This window comes from Leucobacter sp. UT-8R-CII-1-4 (assembly GCF_030010235.1).
Classification (GTDB): Bacteria; Actinomycetota; Actinomycetes; order Actinomycetales; family Microbacteriaceae; genus Leucobacter.
Window position 1 is genome coordinate 362,415 of record NZ_JASCRS010000001.1, and the last position, 22,504, is coordinate 384,918.

The 22,504-nt window shown below is 59.2% G+C and carries 22 protein-coding genes; 4 read left to right on the forward strand and 18 right to left on the reverse strand.

Features of this window, described 5'->3' with window-relative positions; all coding sequences use genetic code 11:
* Positions 1 to 72 precede the first annotated feature (72 nt).
* A complete protein-coding gene (locus QBL02_RS01595) occupies positions 73 to 687 on the forward strand; it encodes a TetR/AcrR family transcriptional regulator (protein WP_282724600.1) in 615 nt (204 codons plus the stop codon).
* 170 nt (positions 688 to 857) lie between these two features.
* On the opposite strand, the gene paaZ is transcribed toward QBL02_RS01595, so the two are convergent.
* The 4 genes from paaZ to QBL02_RS01615 are packed head-to-tail and all read right to left on the reverse strand — an operon-like array spanning position 858 to position 5,756.
* On the reverse strand, positions 858 to 2,888 hold the full coding sequence (gene paaZ, locus QBL02_RS01600) for a phenylacetic acid degradation bifunctional protein PaaZ (RefSeq protein WP_282724601.1): 2,031 nt from the start codon (positions 2,886 to 2,888) through the stop codon (positions 858 to 860).
* A 38-nt stretch (positions 2,889 to 2,926) separates the two neighbouring features.
* Complete coding sequence (locus QBL02_RS01605; protein WP_282724602.1) at positions 2,927 to 3,808, reverse strand: 3-hydroxyacyl-CoA dehydrogenase family protein; 882 nt, start codon at positions 3,806 to 3,808, stop codon at positions 2,927 to 2,929.
* The gene (locus QBL02_RS01610; RefSeq protein ID WP_282724604.1) at positions 3,805 to 4,554 is read right to left on the reverse strand and encodes an enoyl-CoA hydratase/isomerase family protein; all 750 of its coding nucleotides are present in this window, start codon (positions 4,552 to 4,554) and stop codon (positions 3,805 to 3,807) included. The genes QBL02_RS01605 and QBL02_RS01610 overlap by 4 nt, the downstream gene beginning before the upstream one ends.
* Before the next feature lie 2 nt (positions 4,555 to 4,556).
* Positions 4,557 to 5,756, reverse strand: coding sequence for a thiolase family protein (locus tag QBL02_RS01615; protein WP_282724605.1), 1,200 nt, complete (start codon positions 5,754 to 5,756; stop codon positions 4,557 to 4,559).
* A gap of 247 nt (positions 5,757 to 6,003) precedes the next feature.
* Here QBL02_RS01615 and QBL02_RS01620 point away from each other — a divergent pair, with 247 nt between their 5' ends.
* Both QBL02_RS01620 and QBL02_RS01625 read left to right on the forward strand, forming a co-directional pair.
* Positions 6,004 to 7,329: an MFS transporter gene (locus QBL02_RS01620; protein ID WP_282724606.1), complete on the forward strand. Its 1,326-nt coding sequence runs from the start codon at positions 6,004 to 6,006 to the stop codon at positions 7,327 to 7,329.
* Positions 7,330 to 7,587: 258 nt separating this feature from the next.
* On the forward strand, positions 7,588 to 8,913 hold the full coding sequence (locus tag QBL02_RS01625; RefSeq protein WP_282724607.1) for an MFS transporter: 1,326 nt from the start codon (positions 7,588 to 7,590) through the stop codon (positions 8,911 to 8,913).
* Positions 8,914 to 9,011: 98 nt separating this feature from the next.
* Here the strand turns inward: QBL02_RS01625 and QBL02_RS01630 are convergent, their stop codons facing one another.
* The 8 genes from QBL02_RS01630 to truA all read right to left on the reverse strand — a co-directional run bounded on the left by QBL02_RS01630 (position 9,012) and on the right by truA (position 16,788).
* Positions 9,012 to 10,460, reverse strand: a complete 1,449-nt coding sequence (locus QBL02_RS01630) for a dihydrolipoamide acetyltransferase family protein (RefSeq protein WP_282724608.1) — start codon at positions 10,458 to 10,460, stop codon at positions 9,012 to 9,014.
* 3 nt (positions 10,461 to 10,463) lie between these two features.
* Positions 10,464 to 11,459: an alpha-ketoacid dehydrogenase subunit beta gene (locus QBL02_RS01635; protein WP_282724609.1), complete on the reverse strand. Its 996-nt coding sequence runs from the start codon at positions 11,457 to 11,459 to the stop codon at positions 10,464 to 10,466.
* On the reverse strand, positions 11,456 to 12,550 hold the full coding sequence (gene pdhA, locus QBL02_RS01640; RefSeq protein WP_282724610.1) for a pyruvate dehydrogenase (acetyl-transferring) E1 component subunit alpha: 1,095 nt from the start codon (positions 12,548 to 12,550) through the stop codon (positions 11,456 to 11,458). The genes QBL02_RS01635 and pdhA overlap by 4 nt, the downstream gene beginning before the upstream one ends.
* Before the next feature lie 283 nt (positions 12,551 to 12,833).
* Positions 12,834 to 13,277 carry a DUF4190 domain-containing protein gene (locus QBL02_RS01645; RefSeq protein WP_282724611.1) on the reverse strand — a complete coding sequence of 148 codons (444 nt, stop codon included), beginning with the start codon at positions 13,275 to 13,277 and terminating at the stop codon, positions 12,834 to 12,836.
* A gap of 185 nt (positions 13,278 to 13,462) precedes the next feature.
* Positions 13,463 to 14,812 (reverse strand): phosphoglucosamine mutase, encoded by a 1,350-nt coding sequence (gene glmM, locus QBL02_RS01650; protein WP_282724612.1) that lies wholly within the window; start codon positions 14,810 to 14,812, stop codon positions 13,463 to 13,465.
* 17 nt (positions 14,813 to 14,829) lie between these two features.
* A complete protein-coding gene (gene rpsI, locus QBL02_RS01655) occupies positions 14,830 to 15,306 on the reverse strand; it encodes a 30S ribosomal protein S9 (RefSeq protein ID WP_282724613.1) in 477 nt (158 codons plus the stop codon).
* 29 nt (positions 15,307 to 15,335) lie between these two features.
* The gene (gene rplM, locus QBL02_RS01660) at positions 15,336 to 15,782 is read right to left on the reverse strand and encodes a 50S ribosomal protein L13 (protein ID WP_282724614.1); all 447 of its coding nucleotides are present in this window, start codon (positions 15,780 to 15,782) and stop codon (positions 15,336 to 15,338) included.
* Between the two features lie 169 nt (positions 15,783 to 15,951).
* Positions 15,952 to 16,788: a tRNA pseudouridine(38-40) synthase TruA gene (gene truA, locus QBL02_RS01665; RefSeq protein ID WP_282724615.1), complete on the reverse strand. Its 837-nt coding sequence runs from the start codon at positions 16,786 to 16,788 to the stop codon at positions 15,952 to 15,954.
* Between the two features lie 97 nt (positions 16,789 to 16,885).
* Between truA and QBL02_RS01670 the strand changes: the two genes are divergently transcribed.
* Positions 16,886 to 18,886, forward strand: coding sequence for an acyltransferase family protein (locus QBL02_RS01670; RefSeq protein WP_282724616.1), 2,001 nt, complete (start codon positions 16,886 to 16,888; stop codon positions 18,884 to 18,886).
* A 215-nt stretch (positions 18,887 to 19,101) separates the two neighbouring features.
* On the opposite strand, the gene rplQ is transcribed toward QBL02_RS01670, so the two are convergent.
* The 6 genes from rplQ to infA all read right to left on the reverse strand — a co-directional run bounded on the left by rplQ (position 19,102) and on the right by infA (position 22,185).
* Positions 19,102 to 19,599 (reverse strand): 50S ribosomal protein L17, encoded by a 498-nt coding sequence (gene rplQ / locus QBL02_RS01675; protein WP_282724617.1) that lies wholly within the window; start codon positions 19,597 to 19,599, stop codon positions 19,102 to 19,104.
* A gap of 45 nt (positions 19,600 to 19,644) precedes the next feature.
* A complete protein-coding gene (locus tag QBL02_RS01680; RefSeq protein ID WP_282724618.1) occupies positions 19,645 to 20,631 on the reverse strand; it encodes a DNA-directed RNA polymerase subunit alpha in 987 nt (328 codons plus the stop codon).
* A gap of 162 nt (positions 20,632 to 20,793) precedes the next feature.
* The gene (gene rpsK / locus QBL02_RS01685) at positions 20,794 to 21,192 is read right to left on the reverse strand and encodes a 30S ribosomal protein S11 (protein WP_282724619.1); all 399 of its coding nucleotides are present in this window, start codon (positions 21,190 to 21,192) and stop codon (positions 20,794 to 20,796) included.
* Positions 21,193 to 21,233: 41 nt separating this feature from the next.
* On the reverse strand, positions 21,234 to 21,602 hold the full coding sequence (gene rpsM, locus QBL02_RS01690; RefSeq protein WP_282724620.1) for a 30S ribosomal protein S13: 369 nt from the start codon (positions 21,600 to 21,602) through the stop codon (positions 21,234 to 21,236).
* A gap of 179 nt (positions 21,603 to 21,781) precedes the next feature.
* Entirely contained in the window at positions 21,782 to 21,898 is a 117-nt protein-coding gene (rpmJ, locus tag QBL02_RS01695) for a 50S ribosomal protein L36 (RefSeq protein WP_005050492.1), read from the reverse strand.
* 65 nt (positions 21,899 to 21,963) lie between these two features.
* The gene (gene infA / locus QBL02_RS01700; protein ID WP_017885304.1) at positions 21,964 to 22,185 is read right to left on the reverse strand and encodes a translation initiation factor IF-1; all 222 of its coding nucleotides are present in this window, start codon (positions 22,183 to 22,185) and stop codon (positions 21,964 to 21,966) included.
* Between the last annotated feature and the right edge of the window lie 319 nt (positions 22,186 to 22,504).

Genomic DNA, 22,504 nt, shown 5'->3' on the forward strand with positions numbered 1-22,504 from the left:
ACTGATACAGTAAGCGGCGGCAAGTACCCATGGGCGCTTGCCGCCGCTTCTCATATTGCCAAGGAGTCGACTATGGAGTCACGAACAAACGGCGCCGTTGCGCCTCGTCGCGGACGCCCAGGCTACGACCAAGAGCAAATGCTCGAAGTGATCGTCAAGGTCTTCACTGACCACGGGTACGACGCAGCAACCCTTGAACTCATCGCTAAGCGTCTGGGCCTCTCCAAGTCAGCGGTGTACCACCACTTCGATTCGAAACAGGCAATGCTCGAGATGGCGCTTGAACGCGTGCTAGGCGCACTCGAGAGCGTGTTTTCTGCGCGTGCGGCAACCGAGGGCGCCGCTGCAGACCGCATTCGTTTTGTTGTGACCGGTGCAGTGCGCGTGGCCTGCGAAGAACGGCCCTATCTCCTGCTTTTGCTGCGTCTACACGGCAACTCTGAGGTGGAGTTGCAAGCTATGGAGCGACGCCGCGCATTCGACCAGAAGCTTCGCCATCTCTTTGACCAATCGCTCGAAGAACAGACCCTACGAGAAGACCTTGATCCTGGGCTGGCCGAGCGTTTCACCTTCGGCCTCATCAACTCGCTCGTTGAGTGGTACCGCCCAGGCGGACGATTCAGCGCAGAAGAAATCGCCGACTCCGTGCTGCGATTCTTGAACGACGGGCTTCGGCCAAAGGCTTAGCAAAGTTTGAAAGCTGCGCCACCCCACCGTGCGGCGCGACCAAAAGGGATAGCGCTAGTCTCCCTGCCGAGCGTATGACGACGGATTTGGGGTGGGCGGGCCAGAACTTTGAGAAAGCGAAAACCCCGCGCATCTAGACAAGCTAGATGCGCGGGGTTTTCTGCTATCGACTAAGCGTTTGGTGTCTTTGAAACCAAAGTCAGCACATCATAAGTGGCGACGGTCTCATCGTTCTGGTTTGTCAGAACGGCGTCCCAGTGCACCTCACCGTACTCATCGGTTTCACGCGGAATGATCTGCTTCGCAGTTAGCGCCACTCGCACCTGATCGCCAGGCGAGACCGGCGTGATAAACCGCAGGTTCTCAAGACCGTAGTTTGCGAGGACCGGGCCAACGTCTGGCCAGACAAAAAGACCAGCCGCGAACGAGAGCAGCAGGTATCCGTGCGCCACACGACCGGGGAAGAACGGGTTCGCCGCCGCGGCTTCTTCGTTGACGTGTGCGTAGAAAGTATCGCCGGTGAAGTCAGCAAAGTGGCTGATGTCGTCGAGGGTGACCTCGCGAGCCTCAGACACAACCTGGTCACCAATACGCAGATCCTGCAGCGACTTCTGGAACGGGTGCACATCGTTTTGCGTGGTCGCGCCAGCATGCCAAACACCGGTAATTGCAGTCAGCATCGCTGGGCTACCCTGGATCGCCGTGCGCTGCATGTAGTGGAACACGCTGCGCACACCGCCGAGCTCTTCTCCGCCACCAGCGCGACCCGGTCCACCGTGTACCAGCATCGGCAGTGGTGAGCCGTGACCGGTAGACGAGCGGGCATCATCGCGATCGAGCACCAGCATACGACCATTGGCCGAAGCAGCACGCTTGGTGAGCGTGGCAACAAACTCTGGGTCGTGCGAAGCGACACTCGTGACGAGCGAACCGCCGCCGCGAATCACGAGCTCAGCAGCCTCATCGGCACTGTCGTAGCCGATCACTGAGCTGACCGGGCCGAACGCCTCAGTGTCGTGCACGCGGGCAGCGTTGGCGTCTGCGAAGTGCAGCAGAATCGGCTGCAAGAAGGCACCGCCGTCCGCCGCGCTCTGGCCTTCGCCAACCACGATCTTGCCGCCGTCAGCTACCAGTTTGTCGACCTGACGCAATACCTCTTCGCGCTGCTCAGCAGAAGCGAGCGCACCCATGGTGACACCCTCCGTGCGAGGATCGCCAACAACGACCTTCTCAGCGATACGGGCGCGCACGGCTTCAATCACGTCGTTCACCACAGCGTTTGGCACAATCGCACGGCGAATCGCGGTGCACTTCTGGCCTGCCTTGGTGGTCATTTCATTCACCAGCTGGCGCACGTATCCGTCGAACTCTGGTGTGCCAGCTACAGCGTCTGGACCGAGCACCGAAGCGTTGATTGAGTCAGTTTCAGCGCCGAAGATCACGCCCCCGGTTTGCACCGCGTCGTGACGACGCAGTGACTCAGCAGTTGAGGCCGATCCGGTAAACGACACAACATCGCCAAGCTTCGCGTGATCGAAAACTTCACGAATCGATCCGGTGACCAATTGCACCGAACCTGCTGGGAGCAGACCGGATTCAACCATAATTCGCACCATGTGCTCCGCCAGGTACGCGCCTGGAGTTGCTGGTTTGATTACGGTTGGCATGCCGGCAAGAAATGCTGGTGCAAACTTTTCTAGCGAGCCCCAGACTGGGAAGTTGAACGCGTTGATCTGCACGGCAACACCCGGCAGCGTGGTGCGAATGTGGCGACCGAGGAAGCTGCCGTCTTTCGCGAGCACCTCAACGGGACCGTCGAGCTGCACCTTGGCGTTCGGCAGCTCACGGCGACCCTTGCCCGAATAGGTGAAGAGCACACCGATACCACCGTCAATATCAACCCACGAGTCGATCTTGGTGGCACCGGTCTGGTACGACAGTTCGTACAGTTCGTTCTTGCGCTCAGTGAGCACCAGAGCGAGCTGCTTCAGCAGCACTGCTCGCTGATGAAAAGTCAGTTCACTCAAGTTCTTCTGACCGACGGTGCGGGCGTGATCCAACGCTGCACCAAGGTCAAGCCCCTCGCTTGACACTCGAGCGATTGCCTCACCCGTAGAAGCATCAACAACCTCAACCCCAGCAACGCTCTCGGCTGGTGACCACCATGCGTCCTGCACATAGCTCTGTAGCATTCGCGTCATCGCGTGAACTCCTTATGTCTTGGTATCCGTGAACGGCGTTAGTTGCCGTTGTTCCAGTCGTAAAATCCCTGCCCGCTCTTGCGACCGAGCTTGCCCTCTGCAACCATGTCGCGCAAGATCTGTGGCGGCGCGAATCGTGGACCGAGGTCGCGTTCGAGCTGTTCAGCAATGCCGAGGCGCACGTCGAGACCAACAATGTCGGTGGTCTTCAGCGGGCCGCTCGGGTGCTTGTAACCGAGCTCCATTGCGAGGTCGATGTCTGCGGCACTTGCCACACCCTCTTCGACCATACGCATGGCTTCAAGCGCAATGGCAACGCCGAGGCGGCTTGAAGCGAAGCCTGGTGAGTCTGCAACGGTGATTGGCGTCTTGCCGAGTGCGCGCACCCACGCGCGAGCCTGCTCGGGGAGCGCCTCAGCCGTGCCCTCGTGCACCACGATTTCGATCAGTGTCGAAGCCGGTACTGGGTTAAAAAAGTGCAGCCCGATGAACTGCGCTGGTCGTTCAAGCGAATCGGCAAGCTGAGCGAGCGGAATCGACGAAGTGTTTGAAGCAAGAATCGCGTCGGCCGGAAGCTGGCGCTCAATCTCGCGCAGCGCCTCAATTTTGAGATCAAGAATCTCTGGCACTGCTTCTACAACAAGACGAGAAGCGCCAAACGAGCCCATCTCGGTCGCCACGGTAAGCGAGTTCTTCAGCTGTGCTGCGTCAGCGTCGAATCCGCGAGCGATCGAGGCATCAATGCTCGCTTCGATCCGCTCACGTGCGGCGTCAGCTGAAGCGACGTCGCGCTCAACGACGACAACGTCGGCACCAGCGAGCAGGAACGAGTGGGCGATTCCGCCACCCATTCGGCCGCCGCCAAGCACGCCCACCCGTGAGGGTACGCCAATTTCAGGGTGTTCGTGGTGCTCGCTCACTTCGTCTTCTTTCGCTCAAGAAACTCGGTCATTCGACGCATCTTCTCGGGGCTCTCAAAGAGCACCGATTGTTCTTCAAGATCAATCTGCGGGTGCGCTGCGCGCGGTGCCTGCAGCACACGCTTTGACGCCATGGTTGCCGCTGGATCGAGCGCACCAATTCGTGAGGCTATCTTTTGCGCTCGCTCAAGCGCCGCTTCGGAGGTCTCTTCGAGGTGGGTAATCAGGCCAGCCCGCAGGGACTCTTCTGCGTTCAGCACCCGCCCGGCCAACATGATCTCGGCCGCGAGTGGCTCCCCTACGAGTTCACGCAGACGCCAGCTTGCGCCAGCAGCCGCGATAATGCCAAGACCAGTTTCTGGATTGCCGATTTTCAGCGTCGGGGTGCCCACTCGAATGTCTGCCGCATAGGCAAGTTCGGCTCCGCCGCCGAGAGCAAAACCCTCGAGCACAGCAATTACCGGCATTGGCAGCGCATTGATCCGCTGAAACGCTTTGGTGTTGATGCCTTTGAGCGCGTCTGCGGCTCGACGCTCACGCAGTTGCGCAATGTCTGCGCCGCCAGCGAAAGTGCCCTCTGCGCCGCGCAGAATCAGTGTCTGAGGCGTGGCTTCAAGGCCCTCGCACAACTCGTGCAGTGCATCAATCAGATCTTGATCGATCGCGTTGCGTTTCTCTGGGCGGTTGAGTGTCGCGAGCACGTAGCCTTCGCGCTGCTCAACCAGAAGCGGTGAGTTCTCAGTCATGCTTAGACTCGCTCGATAATGGTCGCGGTGCCCTGACCTACGCCCACGCACATGGTGGCTAGGCCGTAGCGCGAGTTTTCGCGCTCCATGCGGCCAAGCAGAGTGACCAGCAGACGCGAGCCTGAGGAGCCGAGTGGGTGACCGAGTGCGATTGCGCCGCCGTCGACGTTTACGCGCGCTGGATCGAGACCCAATTCGCGCATGCAGGCCAGCGACTGCGAGGCGAAGGCCTCGTTCAGCTCGACCGAACCAATTTCGTCGATGCTCAGGCCTGCTCGCTGCAACGCTTTCTGAGTTGCTGGCACCGGGCCGACACCCATAATCTCTGGCGCGAGCGCCGCCGAGACGCTCGTCACAATTCGTGCGCGTGGAGTGAGGCCGTAGCGCTCAATGGCGGCTTCGCTCGCTACCAAGAGAGCACTCGATCCATCGTTGAGCGAGGATGCGTTGCCTGCGGTAACAACTTCGCCGCCGGCGACTACTGGGCGCAGGCCCGAGAGCACCTCAAGGGTGGTGCCGGGGCGTGGGCCCTCGTCAACCGAGACCACAGACTGCTTGCCTCGGCCAAGCTCTACCGTGTAGGGCGCAATTTCACGCTCAAAATGGCCCGCCTCAATTGCGGCGAGCGCTCGGCGATGGCTTTCAACCGAGAACGCGTCAGCGTCTTCACGACTGATGCCGTACACGCGTGCGACCTCTTCGGCCGTTTCAGGCATGGTGAAGGTTGCTTTGTCGCGAGCTGCGAGGCGCGAGTTGGTGAAGCGCCAACCGATCGAAGTGTCGTATTGGTCACCAGGCTTTGCCCATGGCTTCGCTGGCTTCTCTTGCACCCATGGTGCGCGGGTCATTGATTCAACGCCGCCGGCAAGAATCAGATCGGCGTCGCCTGCGCGAATCGCTTGGGAAGCATTCGATACGGCGGTCATGCCTGAGGCGCAAAGTCGGTTCACGGTGTAGCCGGGAAGTGTGTCTGGGAGGCCCGCTAGCAGTACTGCCATTCGAGCGACGTTGCGATTGTCTTCGCCGGCCTGGTTTGCGGCACCAAAAATGACCTCGTCGATGGCCTCTGCTGGCACTCCAGTGCGTTCTACGAGGCTCTTCAGTACGTGCGCTGCAAGGTCGTCGGGGCGTGCACCCGCGAGGGCTCCACCGTAACGCCCAACAGCGGTGCGTACACCGTCTACGAGATATGCCTCTGGCATGTTTGCCGACCTCCTTGTCGATCAGACACCCATTAAGTGAATGAACGGTCAGTTAATAGATCCCTAGCCTAGCCGCATCCGGATAAATCTCGCAACGCACACAACAATCAAGCTTGAACGCTCGACAGAAATGGTATACCAACCTTATGATGCTGCTACTTGCCGTCCTTTTGGTAAGTAATTCACGCCCGGCCCGCGACTCATTCATCTGAGTTGCGGGCCGAGCTCTGAACAATGGAGTTCATTCATGACACAGTCAATCAGTCACACCCGAGAGCAACGCCGCGTGCTCGCCGGCACAGTCGTCGGCACCTCCATCGAGTGGTACGACTTCTTCATCTACGCTCAGGCAGCCGGAGTGGTTCTCGGCCCACTCTTTTTCGCCCCGGCAGGCGAGACAGTGGCACAAATTGTCGCTTGGGCATCACTTGGCATTTCGTTCCTTTTCCGCCCGCTCGGAGCCATCGTCGCAGGTCACCTCGGAGATCGCCTCGGTCGCAAGCGAATGCTTGTGATGACTCTTCTTCTCATGGGCATCGCCACCGCTCTGATCGGGGCATTGCCGACCTACGCGCAAATTGGCATGGCCGCACCAGCGCTACTGGTACTACTTCGGGTGTCGCAGGGCTTCTCGGCCGGTGGCGAGTGGGGCGGAGCTGCCCTCATGTCGGTCGAGCACGCCCCAGAGGGCAAGCGAGGCTTTTTCGGCGCCTACCCGCAAATTGGTGTTCCCGTTGGCATGATCCTCGCCACCGCAACGATGTGGGCAATCACGACCACGCTCACCGAAGAGCAGTTTCTTAGCTGGGGCTGGCGGATTCCCTTCATTTTCTCAATCGCGCTCATCGCAATTGGCTACGCTATTCGGCGGGCCGTTGAGGAGTCTCCGGTGTTCAAAGAACTCCAGGAACGAAAGGGTGAATCCTCGGCACCGCTGAAGACTCTCTTCAAACGCAATGCCAAAGAGGTCCTTCTGGCGGCCCTGATCTTCATTGCGAACAACGCCGCCGGCTATCTCTTGATCGCGTTCTTCTCGGCCTATGCAACCCGCCCAGTCGAGGCGGGAGGCCTTGGGCTTGAACGCCCGCCGGTTCTGCTCGCAACCACGCTCGCCTCGTTCGGATGGCTCGGCTTTACTCTCTTTGGCGGAATCATTTCTGACCGGATCGGCCGCGTGCGCACCTTCCAGATCGGTTACGGCCTTATCGCCATCTGGGCTATTCCGATGTGGTTTTTGATCGACACCGGCAATATCGTGATGTACTTCCTTGCACTGTTCTTGCTCACGGTCGGCCTTGGCCTTTCCTATGGACCGCAGGCAGCACTGTATGCCGAGATGTTCCCGGCAGACATCCGATACTCGGGTGTCTCGATTGGCTATGCCATCGGTGCGATTCTTGGCGGCGCATTCGCGCCGATGATCGCCGAGCTTGTCTTTGGGAAAACCGGAGCATCGTGGTCGATCGGTGTCTACATCCTCGTAGTCACCATCGTCTCGCTTGTCGCAGTCTCACTCGTGAAGAGCAAAGACAACGCACCGTTGAACAAGACAACCGCAGATTCGCACATCTAAATCCCCCCGTTTCGGGGGCCGCTGATCAAACGTTCAGTCGGCCCTCGATCCATGCGAATAAAACTCCCCTTAAACGGGTGTTTTCTTGTAACTCCCAGAAATTATCGGTAACGATTTGGGTTTTTACGGCCATTCGATTCGCATGACTATAACTCCGTATGCCTATACTTACTGACCTGTCGGCAAGTAATTGTCGGTACTTAATGCGTCCTGTCACGGCGCATTATTTATTCCCCCCAAAGGAACGACGGAGTTCAAATGACACAAACTATGGATGCCAAGCGCGAACAGCGCCGGGTACTCGCAGGAACAGTGGTCGGTACCTCAATCGAATGGTACGACTTCTTCATCTACGCCCAGGCAGCCGGAGTGGTTCTCGGACCACTCTTCTTTGCCCCAGCTGGCGAGACAATCGGACAGATTGTTGCTTGGGCATCGCTTGGAATCTCATTCCTCTTCCGCCCACTCGGCGCGATCGTTGCCGGTCACCTCGGTGACAAACTCGGCCGCAAGCAAATGCTGGTGCTGACTCTGATTCTGATGGGCGCAGCCACTGCCCTGATCGGCGTCCTGCCAACCTACGCTCAAGTCGGAATGCTCGCACCGATTCTGCTGGTGCTACTTCGTATCCTGCAGGGCTTCTCAGCAGGCGGCGAATGGGGCGGAGCCGCCCTCATGTCGGTCGAGCACGCACCCCCTGGAAAGCGCGGCTTCTTCGGCGCCTACCCGCAGATTGGCGTTCCGGTAGGCATGATCCTCGCCACCGCGACGATGTGGGTCATCACCTCTTCGCTTACTGAAGAACAGTTCCTCACCTGGGGATGGCGCGTGCCGTTCATCTTCTCAATCGTGCTGATTCTGGTTGGCTACTTCATTCGCAAGGCAGTTGAAGAGTCACCAATCTTCAAGGAGCTCCAGGAGCGCAAGGGCGAGTCTTCGGCACCACTGAAAACGCTCTTCAAGCGCAACGCGAAGGAAGTCATTCTCGCAGCGCTCATCTTCATTGCGAACAACGCAGCTGGCTACCTGCTGATCGCGTTCTTCTCGGCATACGCGACCCGTCCGGTCGAAACCGGCGGCCTCGGTCTTGAGCGCCCGCCAGTGCTGCTGGCGACCACACTCGCCTCATTCGGCTGGCTTGGCTTCACCCTCTACGGCGGAATTCTTTCCGACCGGATCGGCCGCGTGCGTACCTTCCAGATCGGTTACGCGCTGATCGCTATCTGGGCCATCCCAATGTGGTTCCTGATCGACACCGGCGACATTGTGATGTACTTCCTCGCTCTGTTCCTGCTCACCGTTGGTCTCGGCCTCTCCTATGGCCCGCAGGCAGCGCTCTACGCCGAAATGTTCCCAGCTGACATTCGCTACTCGGGTGTCTCTATCGGTTACGCCATCGGCGCGATTCTCGGCGGCGCATTCGCACCTATGATCGCTCAGCTTGTCTTCGACAAGACCGGCGTATCTTGGTCGATTGGTGTCTACATTGTTGCGGTCACGATTATCTCGTTCATCGCCGTCTCACTGGTGAAGAGCAAGGACAACACTCCTCTCAACACCACCACGATTGACCTGCACGGTTAATTTCAACACACAAAGAGGCGCTGCTCGCGAAATCGCGGGCAGCGCCTCTTTGTTGTCTTGCCGGCAATGTCGGCGGGCGAACAGCCCGCCGACAAAGCTTAGAGCCTCGGGAAGGAACGCAGCGGGTGCTCGATCTTCTCAACCAAGCTTCCGATAAAGCCTGCCGCATACCCGCCATCGCAAACACGATGATCAAAAGCAAGCGAAAGCTGCGCAATACGACGAACTACAATTTCACCGTTCACTACCCAAGGTCGCTCAATCACTCGGCCCATACCAAGAATTGCGACCTCTGGATGATTGATGATGGCGGCGGAGCCGTCCACACCGAATCCACCGTAGTTGTTAAAGGTGAAGGTTGATCCGCTGAGCTTTGCCGGCGCGAGACGACCGGTGCGGGCTTCCGCACTCAGTTCCTTCAGCGCGCTATCTAGCTCAATGATCGACAGATCGGTGGCTCGTGGCAGCACAGGCACGGAGAGTCCGCGCTCGGAATCAACAGCGATACCAAGGTTGACGCCGTCAAAGGTCATCAACTCGGTGCCGTCTTCGCTCAGGCGCGATGCAAGCAGCGGGTACTCCTCGAGTGCCATCAACACGAAGCGCGCGATCAGCGTCGTTACCGATGGTGGGCGCTCCCCTGCTGCAGCCATCTGCGGACGCAACTGCCAGAGCTCGGTGAAATCGACATCAACCCAAACTGTTGCCTCTGGAATTTCCGATCGGCTGCGGCTGAGCTTCGCTGAGACCACCTTGCGCAGCGGTGAAAGCTTTTCTGCCGAGGCGAGGCGAAGTCCGTGCAGACCTGCAACTTCATCGCCCGCTGGCTGAGTGGAGCCTGCCTGCGTAGTTGCCACAGATGCCCCGAGAGCTTCGGCGGCACGCAGCACATCGGCGCGGGTCACTGCACCATCACTGCCGGTTGCGGCAATGCTCCGAGGATCAACCCCGAGCTCGCGGGCAAGGCGACGCACAATAGGCGATCGCACTGCGACGGGACCGAACGCTGCTCCCGGAACGGCAGCCTCGGCTGCCACAGCCACTGCCGCGCTGGGCGCCGATGCCGGCTGAGCCGCCGGAACTGCCGCAGCCTTTTCTGCGGCGTTTGCCGTCTGAGCAGTGACTGTCTTTCGACGGCGACGCCCCTTCGCAGCAACACTGCCGGTGCCGTAACCGATCAGCACATTGCCCGAGCCGGATCCTGCGCGCTCTTCAGCACGGTAAGCGTCAAGCTCGGTGTTTTCGTGGTCGTCTGCCGTATCGGTAGCGGGTGCGGCAGATCCAGCGTTTGCAGCAGGTTGATCGCCGGCCTCGCCGACTTCAAGCACTGGAGACCCGGTTAATACCGCTTCGCCCTCTGCACCGTGCAGCGCCAGTACGGTTCCGCCAAACGGGGAGGGCAGCTCGACAATACTCTTTGCAGTTTCAACCTCGGCGATTGCCTGGTCAATTGCAACAGTATCGCCAACGGAAACCAGCCAGCGAACAATGACAGCCTCGGTCAACCCCTCGCCGAGGTCTGGCAGTAGAAATGTCTGTGCAGCCATGTGTTAGTCCTCCCAGTGCAGGGTGTCGATCGTGTCGATCACGCGGTCGACGTCTGGCAGATACCAGTGCTCAAGCTTTGGTGGCGCAAACGGCACATCAAAACCGGTGACCTTACGAACCGGAGCTTCGAGGTATTCGAAGCATTGCTCGGCAACTCGCGCCTGAATTTCTGAGGCCACGCTTACGAAGCCAGGTGCTTCTGAAATCACAATTGCGCGACCGGTCGAACGCACAGCATTCATCACGGTCTCGTCGTCGAACGGGGTGATGGTGCGAACATCAACGACCTGCACACTGCGTCCGTCTTCAGCGGCAACCGCTGCTGCCTCGAGTGCGACCTGCACCGAAGGGCCGTATGCGATCAAGGTGAGGTCAGTACCCTGACGGGCAATTGCTGCTTTGCCGAGGTCTGCGGTGATGCTGGTGTCGACCGGGCCCTTCATCCAGTAGAGCTTCTTGGGCTCCATAAAGACAACGGGATCTGGCGAAGCAATCGCCGCGCGCAGCAACGAGTACGCCTCCTGCGGCGTAGCTGGCGAGACCACTGTGAGACCAGGGGTGTGCGCGTAGTAGGCCTCTGAAGAATCGCAGTGGTGCTCAACGCCGCCGATACCACCTCCGAAAGGAATGCGGATCACCATAGGCAGTCGCAACACACCCTTCGTGCGATTGCCCATCTTTGCGACGTGGCTCACGATTTGCTCGAAAGCTGGGTAGGCGAACGCGTCGAACTGCATCTCTGCAACTGGGCGCATCCCGTTCATCGCCATGCCGACTGCGCTACCGATAATGCCTGACTCGGCCAGAGGCGTGTCAAAGCAGCGTTCCTCACCGTACTTTTCAGTGAGCCCATCGGTGACTCGGAAGACACCGCCAAGGGCGCCAACGTCTTCACCAAAAATCAACACCGCAGGGTCGGCTTCGATTGCATCGGCAAGCGCACGGTTGAGCGCCGCCGCCATGGTCATGGTCTGAACTTCAGTTGCGTTGACGCTCATGCGCTTGCCTCCGTACGTGCGATTTCGTCTTGCAGCAGGTCCCACTGAGCGCTCAGTGTCGCTGGGCGGGTTGCGTAGACGTGGGCAAAAAGCTCTTCTGGTTCGACAACGACATCTCGGTTCATCGCCTCGCGCAGTTCGGCAGCGATGCTCTCTGCCTCAGCAGCAAACTTCTCTTCATGCTCACTCGTGAGCACACCGGCCTCGCGTAGGTAACTGCCAAGGCGGGTCAACGGATCACGTTCAACCCAGCGCTGCACCTCTTCGCGCTCGCGGTAGCGGGTGTCATCATCGGCGTTGGTGTGCGCCTGCATACGGTAGGTATGCGCTTCGATCAGCGTTGGTCCGCCACCCTCGCGGGCACGATCAACTGCATCGTTCAGCACTGCCAGCACAGCAGCGGTGTCATTGCCGTCTACGCGCTGGCCGCTCATGCCATACCCAATAGCCTTGTGCGCGAGCGAGGTCGCGGCTGTCTGACGCGAGAGTGGCACCGAGATCGCGAATTCGTTGTTCTGAACGAAGAAGACCACGGCGAGGCCAAATACTGCGGCGAAGTTCATCGCCTCATGAAAATCACCCTCGCTTGTGGCACCATCACCGCACATTGCGATCACTACAGTGTCTTCACCGCGCAGTTTCGCGGCGTGTGCGAAGCCAACCGCGTGCAGCATCTGAGTGGCAAGCGGAGTTGCTTGCGGGGCTACCCGGTGTGCACGCGAGTCGTAACCCGAGTGCCAGTCGCCACGAAGCAGCACCATGGTGTCTTCTGGCGAGACTCCGCGAGACATTACTGCGACCGAATCTCGATAGGTCGGGAACAGCCAGTCGTTTTCACCGAGTACCTGAGCTACCGCAACCTGACATGCCTCTTGGCCGTGAGAGGAGGGGTATACCGCAAGGCGGCCCTGACGAACGAGCGCGTTGCACTGCTCGTTGATGCGACGACCGTTTACCAGCGCTGCATAGCTGGCGAGCAATGACTCGTTGCTTGGCGCCTGGTAGCGTTCGTGGGTTTTCCCTGAGCCGTGCTCGTCGATGAGTTGAACTGGGTGCTCATCTGGCAGCTGGGCGGCGTCAGCGTCGCGCATCGTTCCTCCTTGAATGAAATGCCTTAGTATCTTCCAATCATGGCGTTATCAAACCGTTTGTTCACACTCAGATAGCTTGATCTAGACATATTGTGCATTTTGGGCGCTTTGACAAGACAATCGTAAAATTCGAAGGCATAGCTACCCGGTCACCCTGCGCGTGTCACCAACGCGGCTCCACCAACTGTTTAGCCGAGGGCGTCGCCAATCATTGCAGCAAGCAAAAAGCGGCCAGCGACACTCTAGGTAGAGGTCACTGGCCGCTTGAGGCCGAAAACTAGTACTAGTTTGCGAGCAGGTCTTCGCAGAGGAAGGTCTGGCCCATGTACTCGACGCTTTCAGCGCCGGCCAGGCAAGCCTCGGCCATCTGGTTCAGGTCGGTCACAACGTCGCCACCGACAGCTGCAAGGCCGATCATGAAGAGCACGAAGAAGACAATCCAGAACACGGTAAGTACCGCACCGATAATGATGGCCGCAAGGGCCAGGCCGTTTTTACGGCCAGCCTTCTTCGACTGCACCATAGCAACGATGCCAAGAATCAGACCGACCAGCGGCAAGAAGATTGCAAGAATAAGGGCTGCGATGCTCAGGCCCTTGCCTGGCTCAGCAGGAGCCGGCACACCCGGAGTTGCCGGGTAAGCTGGCGCAGCCTGATACGCCGGTGCCGCCGGTGCCGCCGGGGTTTCCTGCGGAGCTGGGTTCTGCGGGGTTTCAGGGGTGGTCATTAGAGGTTCCTCTCGATGAGTTGCATTCCTATGGAATGTTCAGCTACCAAGATTACGCAAAGATGACCGAAATTGTCACAATTACACGGAGATTGTGCACAAAACGTGCCTTCGCAACACAATCTGAAGCATTGCCCGAGGGCACTACTCTGAAGCGTTGCGAAGACACGTCAGTAAGTGGATCGCTAAATCGCGAGGCGCTCTTTCACTACAGCCGCCAGATCGTCAGCGAGCTGCTGAGCTTGCTCAACACCGGCAGCCTCAACCATGACACGCACAACAGGCTCTGTACCGGAAGGCCGCAAAAGCACGCGACCGTTACCGGCAAGCGCAAGCTCAGCCTGCACAACTGCCTGCTGCAGCACCTCGTCACCGGCAACCTTCGTGCGATCTACACCGCGCACATTGACGAGCACCTGCGGGTACACAGTCATGCACGAAGCGAGCTCGGCAAGTGTCTTACCGGTGCGCTTCATCTCAGCCGCAATATGCAGTCCGGTCAAAATACCATCACCAGTGGTCGCATACTCACTCATAATGACGTGACCCGACTGCTCGCCACCGAGCGAGAAGCCGTCGGCGTTCAGTCGCTCAAGCACGTAACGATCGCCAACGCCTGTCTCGACCACGTCGATACCGTTGTTCGCCATCGCAAGCTTCAAACCAAGGTTGCTCATTACAGTTGCAACAAGAGTGTTTTCAGCAAGCTTGCCCCGCGCTGACATAGATAGGGCGAGGATCGCCATAATCATGTCACCGTCGACCACATTGCCGGCAGCGTCTACCGCGAGACAACGATCAGCATCACCGTCATGAGCAATACCAAGGTCGGCGCCGTTTTCAAGCACTGCAGCTCGAAGCGGATCCAGATAGGTTGATCCGACGCCATCGTTAATGTTGAAGCCATCGGGATCGTTACCGATCACGGTCAGTTTCGCACCAGCGTCTCGGAAAACATCTGGCGAGATACCGGCCGCAGCGCCGTGAGCGCAGTCGAGCACGACATGCAGCCCGTCGAGGCGAACGCCCTCAAGCGTGCCAAGCAGGTGCACAAGATAGCGGTCTTCAGCGTCAGCAAAACGCCGAATACGGCCAACCTCTCGCCCGGTATTACCGGCGAGTGGCTTGGCCATTGCAGCTTCGATCTGGTCTTCGGTGTCGTCAGGCAGCTTGAGGCCGCCCTTTGCGAAGAACTTAATACCGTTGTCGGCTGCTGGATTGTGCGATGCTGACACCATTACGCCAAAGTCGGCGCCGGTATCTGCGACCAGATATGCCGCAGCGGGGGTCGGAATAACCCCTGCTTCGAGCACGTCTACACCAGCAGAAGCAAGACCTGCGGCTACTGCGGCCGCAATAAACTCACCCGAGACACGAGGATCTCGTGCCACAACAGCGGTAGCGCGGCGGCTCTCTGAGCGAGCCTCCCGCCCCAAAACAAAGGCTGCAGACTGAGCGAGGCCCAGGGCCAGCTCGGCGGTGACATCCACCCCAGCCAGACCCCGGACCCCGTCGGTGCCAAATAGGCGACCCATGCGAGTACCCGCGCTGCTTAACGCTTCGAGTACTGAGGCGCCTTGCGGGCCTTCTTCAGACCGGCCTTCTTACGCTCGATAACACGAGCGTCGCGGCTCAGGAAGCCAGCCTTCTTCAGAGTTGGACGGTTGTGCTCAGCGTCGATCTCGTTGAGTGCACGAGCGATCGCGAGGCGAAGCGCACCGGCCTGACCCGAAGGGCCACCACCCTTGATACGAGCGGTGATGTCGTATGCACCGGTCAGCTCAAGAACGGTGAATGGATCGGTGATCAGCTGCTGGTGCAGCTTGTTTGGGAAGTACTCAGCGAGCTCACGACCGTTAACGGTCATCGCGCCGGTGCCTGGTACGAGGCGCACGCGGGCAATAGCCTGCTTGCGACGGCCAACAGCTGCACCTGGAACGGTGAGTGCTGGGCGAGGAGTCGACGCTGGCGCCTGCGACGCCGGGGTCTCGGTGGTGTAGCTCTCGACGGCCACGTTCTGTTCAGTCACTTTGAAAGTCCTTTTCTACCGTAGCGCGCTTACTGGGCGACCTGGCCGATGGTGTACGCGGTTGGCTGCTGAGCAGCGTGTGGGTGCTCTGCGCCTGCGTAAACCTTCAACTTGCGGAACTGGTCACGGCCAAGCGAGTTCTTTGGAAGCATGCCGCGGATAGCACGCTCAACAACGCGCTCTGGCTTGCTGCCGATCATCTCGGTGTAGCTGGTGGTACGGAGGCCACCTGGGTAACCCGAGTGGTCGTAGTACTTCTTCTGCTGCGCCTTGTTGGCGGTCAGAACAACCTTCTCAGCGTTGATGATGATCACGTGATCACCCATGTCCATGTGTGGAGCGAAGGTGGTCTTGTGCTTGCCGCGCAGGAGTGCGGCAGCGTGGGTTGCCAGACGGCCGAGTACCACGTCGGTGGCGTCGATGACGAGCCAGTCGTGCTTCTGCTCGGCGGCCTTCGGCGAATATGTGCGAGTCACAGTGTGCTGCTTTCGTTCGAAATGGAGTGGTTCGTGGATCCCTCCCCTGCCGCGTCTTGCCCTGAATTCTCAACACAAGTTCATCGGCCCTGGGGGGCTCACATTCGGATGCTTACGCACCAAGGGTCAACTCTAGCACAGGAATCGCGCCCAAATCACGCGACTGCACTCATTCCCCCGCGTTGATTTCGCTGGGAAGTTCAGTTCGCCGAGCTCTCGTTTGCTCAGCCCGCTCCTCAAGCTCGTGATCTGGCGGGTAAGCAATTTCCTCAAGCGATAGTCCGTGAGCGGGCATCACCGTGAACCTGCTGCTGCGTTCGCGCCGATCGCGCAGGCGCAGCAACTCTGCGTGTTCGATCCGCTTCGAACCGACCGCTACCACCGACCCAACAAGTGCACGCACCATAGAGTGACAAAACGCATCGGCCTCGATACGAGCGACCAATGCGCCGTCTTCGGACCGTCGCCAGTCAAAACATAAAAGCTCACGAACCGCAGTCGCGCCCTCGCGCGCTTTGCAGAAAGTCGTGAAGTCTTGCAGTCCGAGCAGTTCATCACTTGCCTGCTGCATCGCGTCAAGATTCAACTCGACCGGAAGCTCAGCGGTGAAACGTGCGCTCAGCGGATCCCGACGCGAAGCGAGATCCCGGAGACGGTACTCGTACCGCCTACGCAGCGCACCAAAGCGTGCATCAAAGGCGTCAGGCACCTCTCGAATCGCGTGCACCACAGCGTCAGTGGCGTCCTGTCGGGCCAGCACACCGTTCACTCGGCGAGGAGTGACCTTTTCAAATTGCTCAGGCGCAATATCGAGGTGCGCGACCTGCCCCCTGGCATGCACTCCAGCATCGGTGCGCCCACCAACGGTAAGCCGCGGTGCCGCTTCATCGCGCAGGAGCACGTGCAGCGCGGACTCGAGCTCCTGCTGCACGGTGCGCAGACCGGGCTGGGTCGCCCAGCCGTGAAAGCCGGTCCCGTCATACCCAATATCGAGGCGCAATCGCATGGGCTTAGACTATACAGGTTAGGCTGTATCTTTTCGGCACGTGAACGCCGCCGCTTGGCGCCCCGCAACAGCGGCCTAACCACGCGCACTTATAGATATGACTTCAGCAGCCCTTACCTCCGCACTTCCCGCCTCGCGTAACCGCCTTGGCGGACTTGATGGGCTCCGAGCAATCGCAGTTGGCCTGGTGCTTGTCTATCATCTCTTTCCAGAGGTGCTGCCAGGCGGGTTCTTGGGGGTCGATATCTTTTTTGTGATCAGCGGGTTTTTGATCACCACACTGCTGATCTCTGAACACGAGTCAACCGGCAAACTCGCACTGGCAAGCTTCTGGCGCAGACGAGCCCGCCGCCTACTGCCCGCGCTCGCATTGGTCCTGCTGGTATGCACAAGCGCCGCAGTCTTCGCGGGCAAAGAACTGCTCGTGAATATCATGGCCCAATTGGCCGGTGCGTCACTGTTCGTCGCAAACTGGGTCTACATTGCGCTCGGCACCGACTACTTCGCGCAAGACAACGCAGAGCTCTTCAGAAACACCTGGTCGCTCGCCATCGAAGAACAGTTTTATGTGGTGCTACCACTGGTACTGATTTTTGCGATGCGGATGCGCTCACGCGCCACCAGAGTCATGTTCTTCACGCTGCTCGGACTCGCCTCTGCACTGCTCATGGGCACTCTCGCCCTGCAGGGCATTCCAGCAACCCGGGTGTATTTCGGCACCGACACTCACATCTTTGGCCTACTGCTTGGCGTTGCGCTCGCCTGTGCAATCAAAACGCCGTCCTTTAGCGCACCGGCCACTGAGTTCGGCTCAGTTTCAAATGTGCTGCCGTCACGACACCAGCTCACCACACCGCAGCAGATCGGATTGCTCCTCGCTGGCGCACTCTCGTTCGGACTCGTCGGCTGGCTGGCATTCACGCTTCGCGAGGGCAGCCAGGAAAGCTTCTTAGGCGGCTTTCAAATGGCAACCGCTGCGGCACTCGTGCTGGTATGGGCAGCGACACGACCCGGGGCGTGGTTGGGCCGTGTACTCGATATTGCTCCGCTGCGCTGGATCGGCGAGCGATCATACGGTATCTACCTCTGGCACTGGCCGCTGCTATTGATCGTCGCAGCGTTCGCAGAGCAAAGCGGCGCAGACACCTGGTGGCTCGTCCCGAGCGTGACCCTGGCACTCACGCTGGCCTTTGCCGCTCTCTCGTTCCGCTTCATTGAACAGCCAGTTCGACGTATCGGCCTTGGCCGGTCGATCAAGCGCCTATTGAAGCCGATTCAGATGCGCGGTCGCGAGCTTGCAGTTGGCTGGGCGACAATCCTGGTGATCATTCTCACTGTGCCGACTACCGGTTACGCGATCACCATAGCGCCAAGCCAAGAGGGAGCTGCAGAGGTTGTCTCGCGAGGTGAAGCCACCCTTGAATCACAAAACACCGGCATCATCACCAAACCGAAAGACGACGAGACAGCAGCCACGGGTGAAACTGACTCTCTTATGCCAAAAGGCCTCGGTCAGGACTGGGCGAACAAGCCACTATTCAACCCGAACCTTGCCCCAATCGAGGGCTGGGAGATATTTGCGGTCGGTGATTCAGTCATGCTTGCCAGTGCGCCTGAATTGGCTGAAGCTTTCCCAGAGATCTGGATCGATGCTGCTGTTTCACGCGGCATGAGCGCCGGTGTCGAAATCACAAGTGAGCTCTCGGCTCGCGGCGAGCTTCGCCAGGTGCTTGTTGTCGGCCTCGGTACCAACGGCCCCGTCGACGACACAGACCTCAATGAGCTGCTTCGTATTGCAGACGGTCGCCGCATAGTACTCGTGAACGCATACGCAGATCGCTGGTGGGTGCCAGAGGTCAATCAACAGCTTGCTGACTTTGCCGCAGCTCATCGTGGCGTTGTGCTCGCAGATTGGGCGACCGCGATTCCACAGGTACCCGACGGCCTCGCCGGTGACGACATTCACCCGAACCCAATTGGCGGCATTGCCTACGCCGAAGCTGTGCAGACAGCGCTTACCGAGTTGCAGAGCCGCAAAGAGCAGCCGAAGCAGGCAAGCCCAGCCAAGCCCGCAAAGCCCTCGAAGTCGAACAGCTAGCGGGCAAGGGCGATCCAACGCCCCCGGGAGTCTGACGGCTGTATAGCCTGCCGGCTCCAGCGCCCGGCACAGCGTTCAGGACTGCCAGGGTGATGGCACATCGGCGCTCTACCCCAAAATAGTTCTCCCGTACCAGTATTTCCCCGCCGCACAAACGCAAACACCCCGCCTCTTTCGAGACGGGGTGTTTGAAGAAGGACTGTGACTGAAGGGAATTACTTCTCTTCTGCAACCTCAGCCGCTGGAGCTTCCTCAGCTGCTTCTACAGCAGCCTCTGGAGCCTCTACGACCTCTTCCTCAACCTTGGCTGCTGCTGGAGCTTCGCTCTTCTTCGCACGCTTTGGCTTTGGGTTCACAGGCTCGAGAACGAGCTCGATCACTGCGAGTGGAGCGTTGTCGCCCTTGCGGTAACCGGTCTTGATGATGCGGGTGTAGCCACCCTCACGGTTCTCCATCAGTGGCGCGATCTCGGTGAAGAGCTCGTGCACAACCGACTTGTCCAGGATCTGACGCATAACGCGACGACGAGCGTGCAGGTCACCGCGCTTTGCGAAGGTGATGAGGCGCTCAGCCACTGGCTGCAGGCGCTTCGCCTTAGTTTCGGTGGTCTGGATGCGCTTGTGCTCGAAGAGCTGCGAAGCCATCTGGTTCAGCAGCAGGCGCTCGTGTGCGGGGCCGCCTCCGAGGCGGGGGCCCTTGTTGGGCTTGGGCATTGTGTACTCCGTTGAATAAAAGCTGGCCGCGAAGGCCGAAAGAAATTAGTTAGCGTCGTCTTCGTAGCTGTAGAACTGCGCACCGTCAAAACCGGGCACAGCATCCTTCAGCGAAAGACCCATCTCGGTGAGCTTGTCGCGCACCTCGAACACCGACTTCTGGCCGAAGTTACGGATGTTCATCAGCTGGGCCTCGCTGAGCGCAACGAGCTCGCTGACCGTGTTGATGCCCTCGCGCTTCAGGCAGTTGTAGCTGCGAACCGAAAGGTCGAGATCCTCGATAGGAATCGAAAGCTCGCCGTCGACAACAACCTCGACCGGAGCCGGGCCAATCTCGACACCCTCAGCAGCGGTGTTCAGCTCGCGAGCGAGACCGAACAGCTCAACCAGAGTTGAACCAGCCGAAGCGATTGCGTCGCGTGGGCTGATCGCAGGCTTGGTCTCAACATCGACCACAAGGCGGTCGAAGTCGGTGCGCTCACCGGCACGAGTTGCCTCGACGCGGTAGGTCACCTTGAGCACTGGCGAGTAGATCGAGTCAACCGGAATACGGCCGACCTCTGCATCTTCATTGCGGTTCTGAGCTGCCGAAACGTAGCCACGGCCACGCTCGATGGTGAGCTCGAGCTCAAACTGAGCCGAGTCGCCGAGCGTTGCGATAACGAGTTCGGGGTTGTGCACCTCGACGCCAGCCGGTGCTGAGATGTCAGCAGCGGTGACCTCGCCAGCGCCAGTCTTGCGCAGGTAAGCCGTAATTGGCTCGTCGTGCTCGCTGGAGACAACCAGATCCTTGATGTTCAGGATGATCTCGGTGACGTCTTCCGACACACCTGCGATCGTGGTGAACTCGTGAGCGACACCCTCGAAGCGAACGCTGGTGACAGCTGCTCCGGGGATCGACGAGAGCAGGGTACGGCGCAGCGAGTTACCAAGCGTGTAGCCGAAGCCAGGCTCCAGCGGCTCGATAACGAAACGCGAACGGTACTCAGAGATTGATTCTTCAGTCAGAGTGGGGCGCTGTGCAATGAGCACTGTGGTGGTTCCTTTCGCTGGAGTCCGCTATATGACTCATGCGGTTTGTTGGAAGGTAACGAACGAAAACGAACTGAGTGTCGCGAAGGGCCAAGGCCCCTTGCCGGCTCCGGCGACCAAGGTCACCAGTCGCCGAAGGCCTCGGCCTTCGCGACAATAAGCTCAGACGCGGCGGCGCTTTGGTGGGCGGCAGCCGTTGTGAGTCTGTGGGGTGACGTCGGTGATCGAGCCAACCTCGAGGCCAGCAGCCTGCAGCGAACGGATCGCGGTTTCGCGTCCCGAGCCGGGGCCCTTCACGAAGATGTCTACCTTCTTCATGCCGTGGTCCTGCGCCTTGCGGGCAGCACTCTCGGCAGCGAGCTGAGCGGCGAACGGGGTCGACTTACGTGAACCCTTGAAGCCAACTCCACCCGAAGAAGCCCAGCTGATCACAGCACCGGTGGTGTCAGTGATCGAAACGATTGTGTTGTTGAAGGTCGACTTGATGTGAGCCTGGCCCACGACGACGTTCTTCTTATCCTTGCGACGCGGCTTGCGCGCCGCGGCCTTTGATGCAGCCATTGAGTATTCTCCTGAAAGCTATCTTGGTCGCGCTGACCGGGTTACTTCTTCTTACCGGCGACGGTACGCTTCGGTCCCTTACGGGTACGAGCGTTCGTCTTGGTGCGCTGACCGTGCACGGGAAGACCCTTGCGGTGGCGCAGACCCTGGTAGCTTCCGATCTCAACCTTGCGGCGAATGTCGGCTGCAACCTCACGGCGAAGGTCACCCTCAACCTTGAAGTTTGCGTCGATGTAATCGCGCAGCAGAACGAGCTGGTCGTCGGTCAGATCCTTCACGCGGATGCTGCCGTCGATGCCGGTATCGGCGAGGGTCTTTACGGCGCTGGTGCGGCCAACTCCGTAGATGTATGTGAGTGCAATCACCACGCGCTTATCGCGTGGGATGTCAACTCCGGCGAGACGTGCCATCTTGGCTCTCCTTGGTGTTGTGGAGGTGTGGAGCGGATCGGGGGTTCGGGCCTCCACCCCGAGGTGTCCCCCACTTCCAAGGAAGCGGGTTCTTCGATGCGCTTGATTGATTCAGTTGTGTGCTGAGCACTTCCCGTCACTCCGTTGAAGTGACGTGCCACTGGGCGTGGCGCCGGGTGTTAGCCCTGGCGCTGCTTGTGACGTGGGTTGCTCTTGCAGATCACCATTACTCGGCCGTGACGGCGGATCACCTTGCAGTGATCGCAGATTGGCTTAACGCTGGGGTTGACCTTCATTGCGGTTCCTAACTCGCTGTCCTCGTACCCACGGGATGCCGTGAGCCGTTACTTTTCAGCAGGCTTTACTTGTAGCGGTAGACGATCCGGCCACGGGTCAGATCGTATGGGGTCAGCTCTACGATGACGCGGTCCTCAGGAAGGATGCGAATGTAGTGCTGACGCATCTTGCCCGAGATGTGGGCGAGAACCTTGTGTCCGTTGGTCAGCTCAACGCGGAACATCGCGTTGGGCAGAGCCTCGACAACCTGGCCCTCGATCTCGATGACGCCGTCTTTTTTGGCCATATCCCCTGTATCGCTTAAATAAATCTGTTGATCATGCGAGTGCTTTGCAGGCTTTCGTGGGATCACGAAAACAGGCGCAAAGCACCAAAGACCAATACTATACGCGAGAGTTGTACATTTTCAAGTGCAATTCACTTGCCTCGAAAATATCTTTGTCTCTTCGTCTGCGGATTTCTCCAGCTCGTATGCTTCGCTGGATTGTGTTCATTTCGACAAGCGCAGTGAACACAGCCCGATCGCTCATCGCGACTGCTGCGATGAACGAAACCGGACTCGGTGAACGAAGCAACCCCGCTCATCGAACTTGTCGATATGAGCG

What these genes read in the sequence shown, in the direction of transcription:
- QBL02_RS01625 (WP_282724607.1), top strand. Translation starts at nt 7,588, where the DNA reads ATGACACAAACTATGGATGCCAAGCGCGAACAGCGCCGGGTACTCGCA.
- QBL02_RS01615 (WP_282724605.1), bottom strand. Translation starts at nt 5,756, where the DNA reads ATGCCAGAGGCATATCTCGTAGACGGTGTACGCACCGCTGTTGGGCGT.
- rplQ (WP_282724617.1), bottom strand. Translation starts at nt 19,599, where the DNA reads ATGCCCAAGCCCAACAAGGGCCCCCGCCTCGGAGGCGGCCCCGCACAC.
- rpsM (WP_282724620.1), bottom strand. Translation starts at nt 21,602, where the DNA reads ATGGCACGTCTCGCCGGAGTTGACATCCCACGCGATAAGCGCGTGGTG.
- rpmJ (WP_005050492.1), bottom strand. Translation starts at nt 21,898, where the DNA reads ATGAAGGTCAACCCCAGCGTTAAGCCAATCTGCGATCACTGCAAGGTG.
- QBL02_RS01645 (WP_282724611.1), bottom strand. Translation starts at nt 13,277, where the DNA reads ATGACCACCCCTGAAACCCCGCAGAACCCAGCTCCGCAGGAAACCCCG.
- infA (WP_017885304.1), bottom strand. Translation starts at nt 22,185, where the DNA reads ATGGCCAAAAAAGACGGCGTCATCGAGATCGAGGGCCAGGTTGTCGAG.
- QBL02_RS01610 (WP_282724604.1), bottom strand. Translation starts at nt 4,554, where the DNA reads ATGACTGAGAACTCACCGCTTCTGGTTGAGCAGCGCGAAGGCTACGTG.
- QBL02_RS01595 (WP_282724600.1), top strand. Translation starts at nt 73, where the DNA reads ATGGAGTCACGAACAAACGGCGCCGTTGCGCCTCGTCGCGGACGCCCA.
- rpsK (WP_282724619.1), bottom strand. Translation starts at nt 21,192, where the DNA reads ATGGCTGCATCAAAGGCCGCGGCGCGCAAGCCGCGTCGCAAGGATAAG.
- pdhA (WP_282724610.1), bottom strand. Translation starts at nt 12,550, where the DNA reads ATGCGCGACGCTGACGCCGCCCAGCTGCCAGATGAGCACCCAGTTCAA.
- glmM (WP_282724612.1), bottom strand. Translation starts at nt 14,812, where the DNA reads ATGGGTCGCCTATTTGGCACCGACGGGGTCCGGGGTCTGGCTGGGGTG.
- QBL02_RS01620 (WP_282724606.1), top strand. Translation starts at nt 6,004, where the DNA reads ATGACACAGTCAATCAGTCACACCCGAGAGCAACGCCGCGTGCTCGCC.
- QBL02_RS01635 (WP_282724609.1), bottom strand. Translation starts at nt 11,459, where the DNA reads ATGAGCGTCAACGCAACTGAAGTTCAGACCATGACCATGGCGGCGGCG.
- QBL02_RS01630 (WP_282724608.1), bottom strand. Translation starts at nt 10,460, where the DNA reads ATGGCTGCACAGACATTTCTACTGCCAGACCTCGGCGAGGGGTTGACC.
- QBL02_RS01670 (WP_282724616.1), top strand. Translation starts at nt 16,886, where the DNA reads ATGACTTCAGCAGCCCTTACCTCCGCACTTCCCGCCTCGCGTAACCGC.
- truA (WP_282724615.1), bottom strand. Translation starts at nt 16,788, where the DNA reads ATGCGATTGCGCCTCGATATTGGGTATGACGGGACCGGCTTTCACGGC.
- paaZ (WP_282724601.1), bottom strand. Translation starts at nt 2,888, where the DNA reads ATGACGCGAATGCTACAGAGCTATGTGCAGGACGCATGGTGGTCACCA.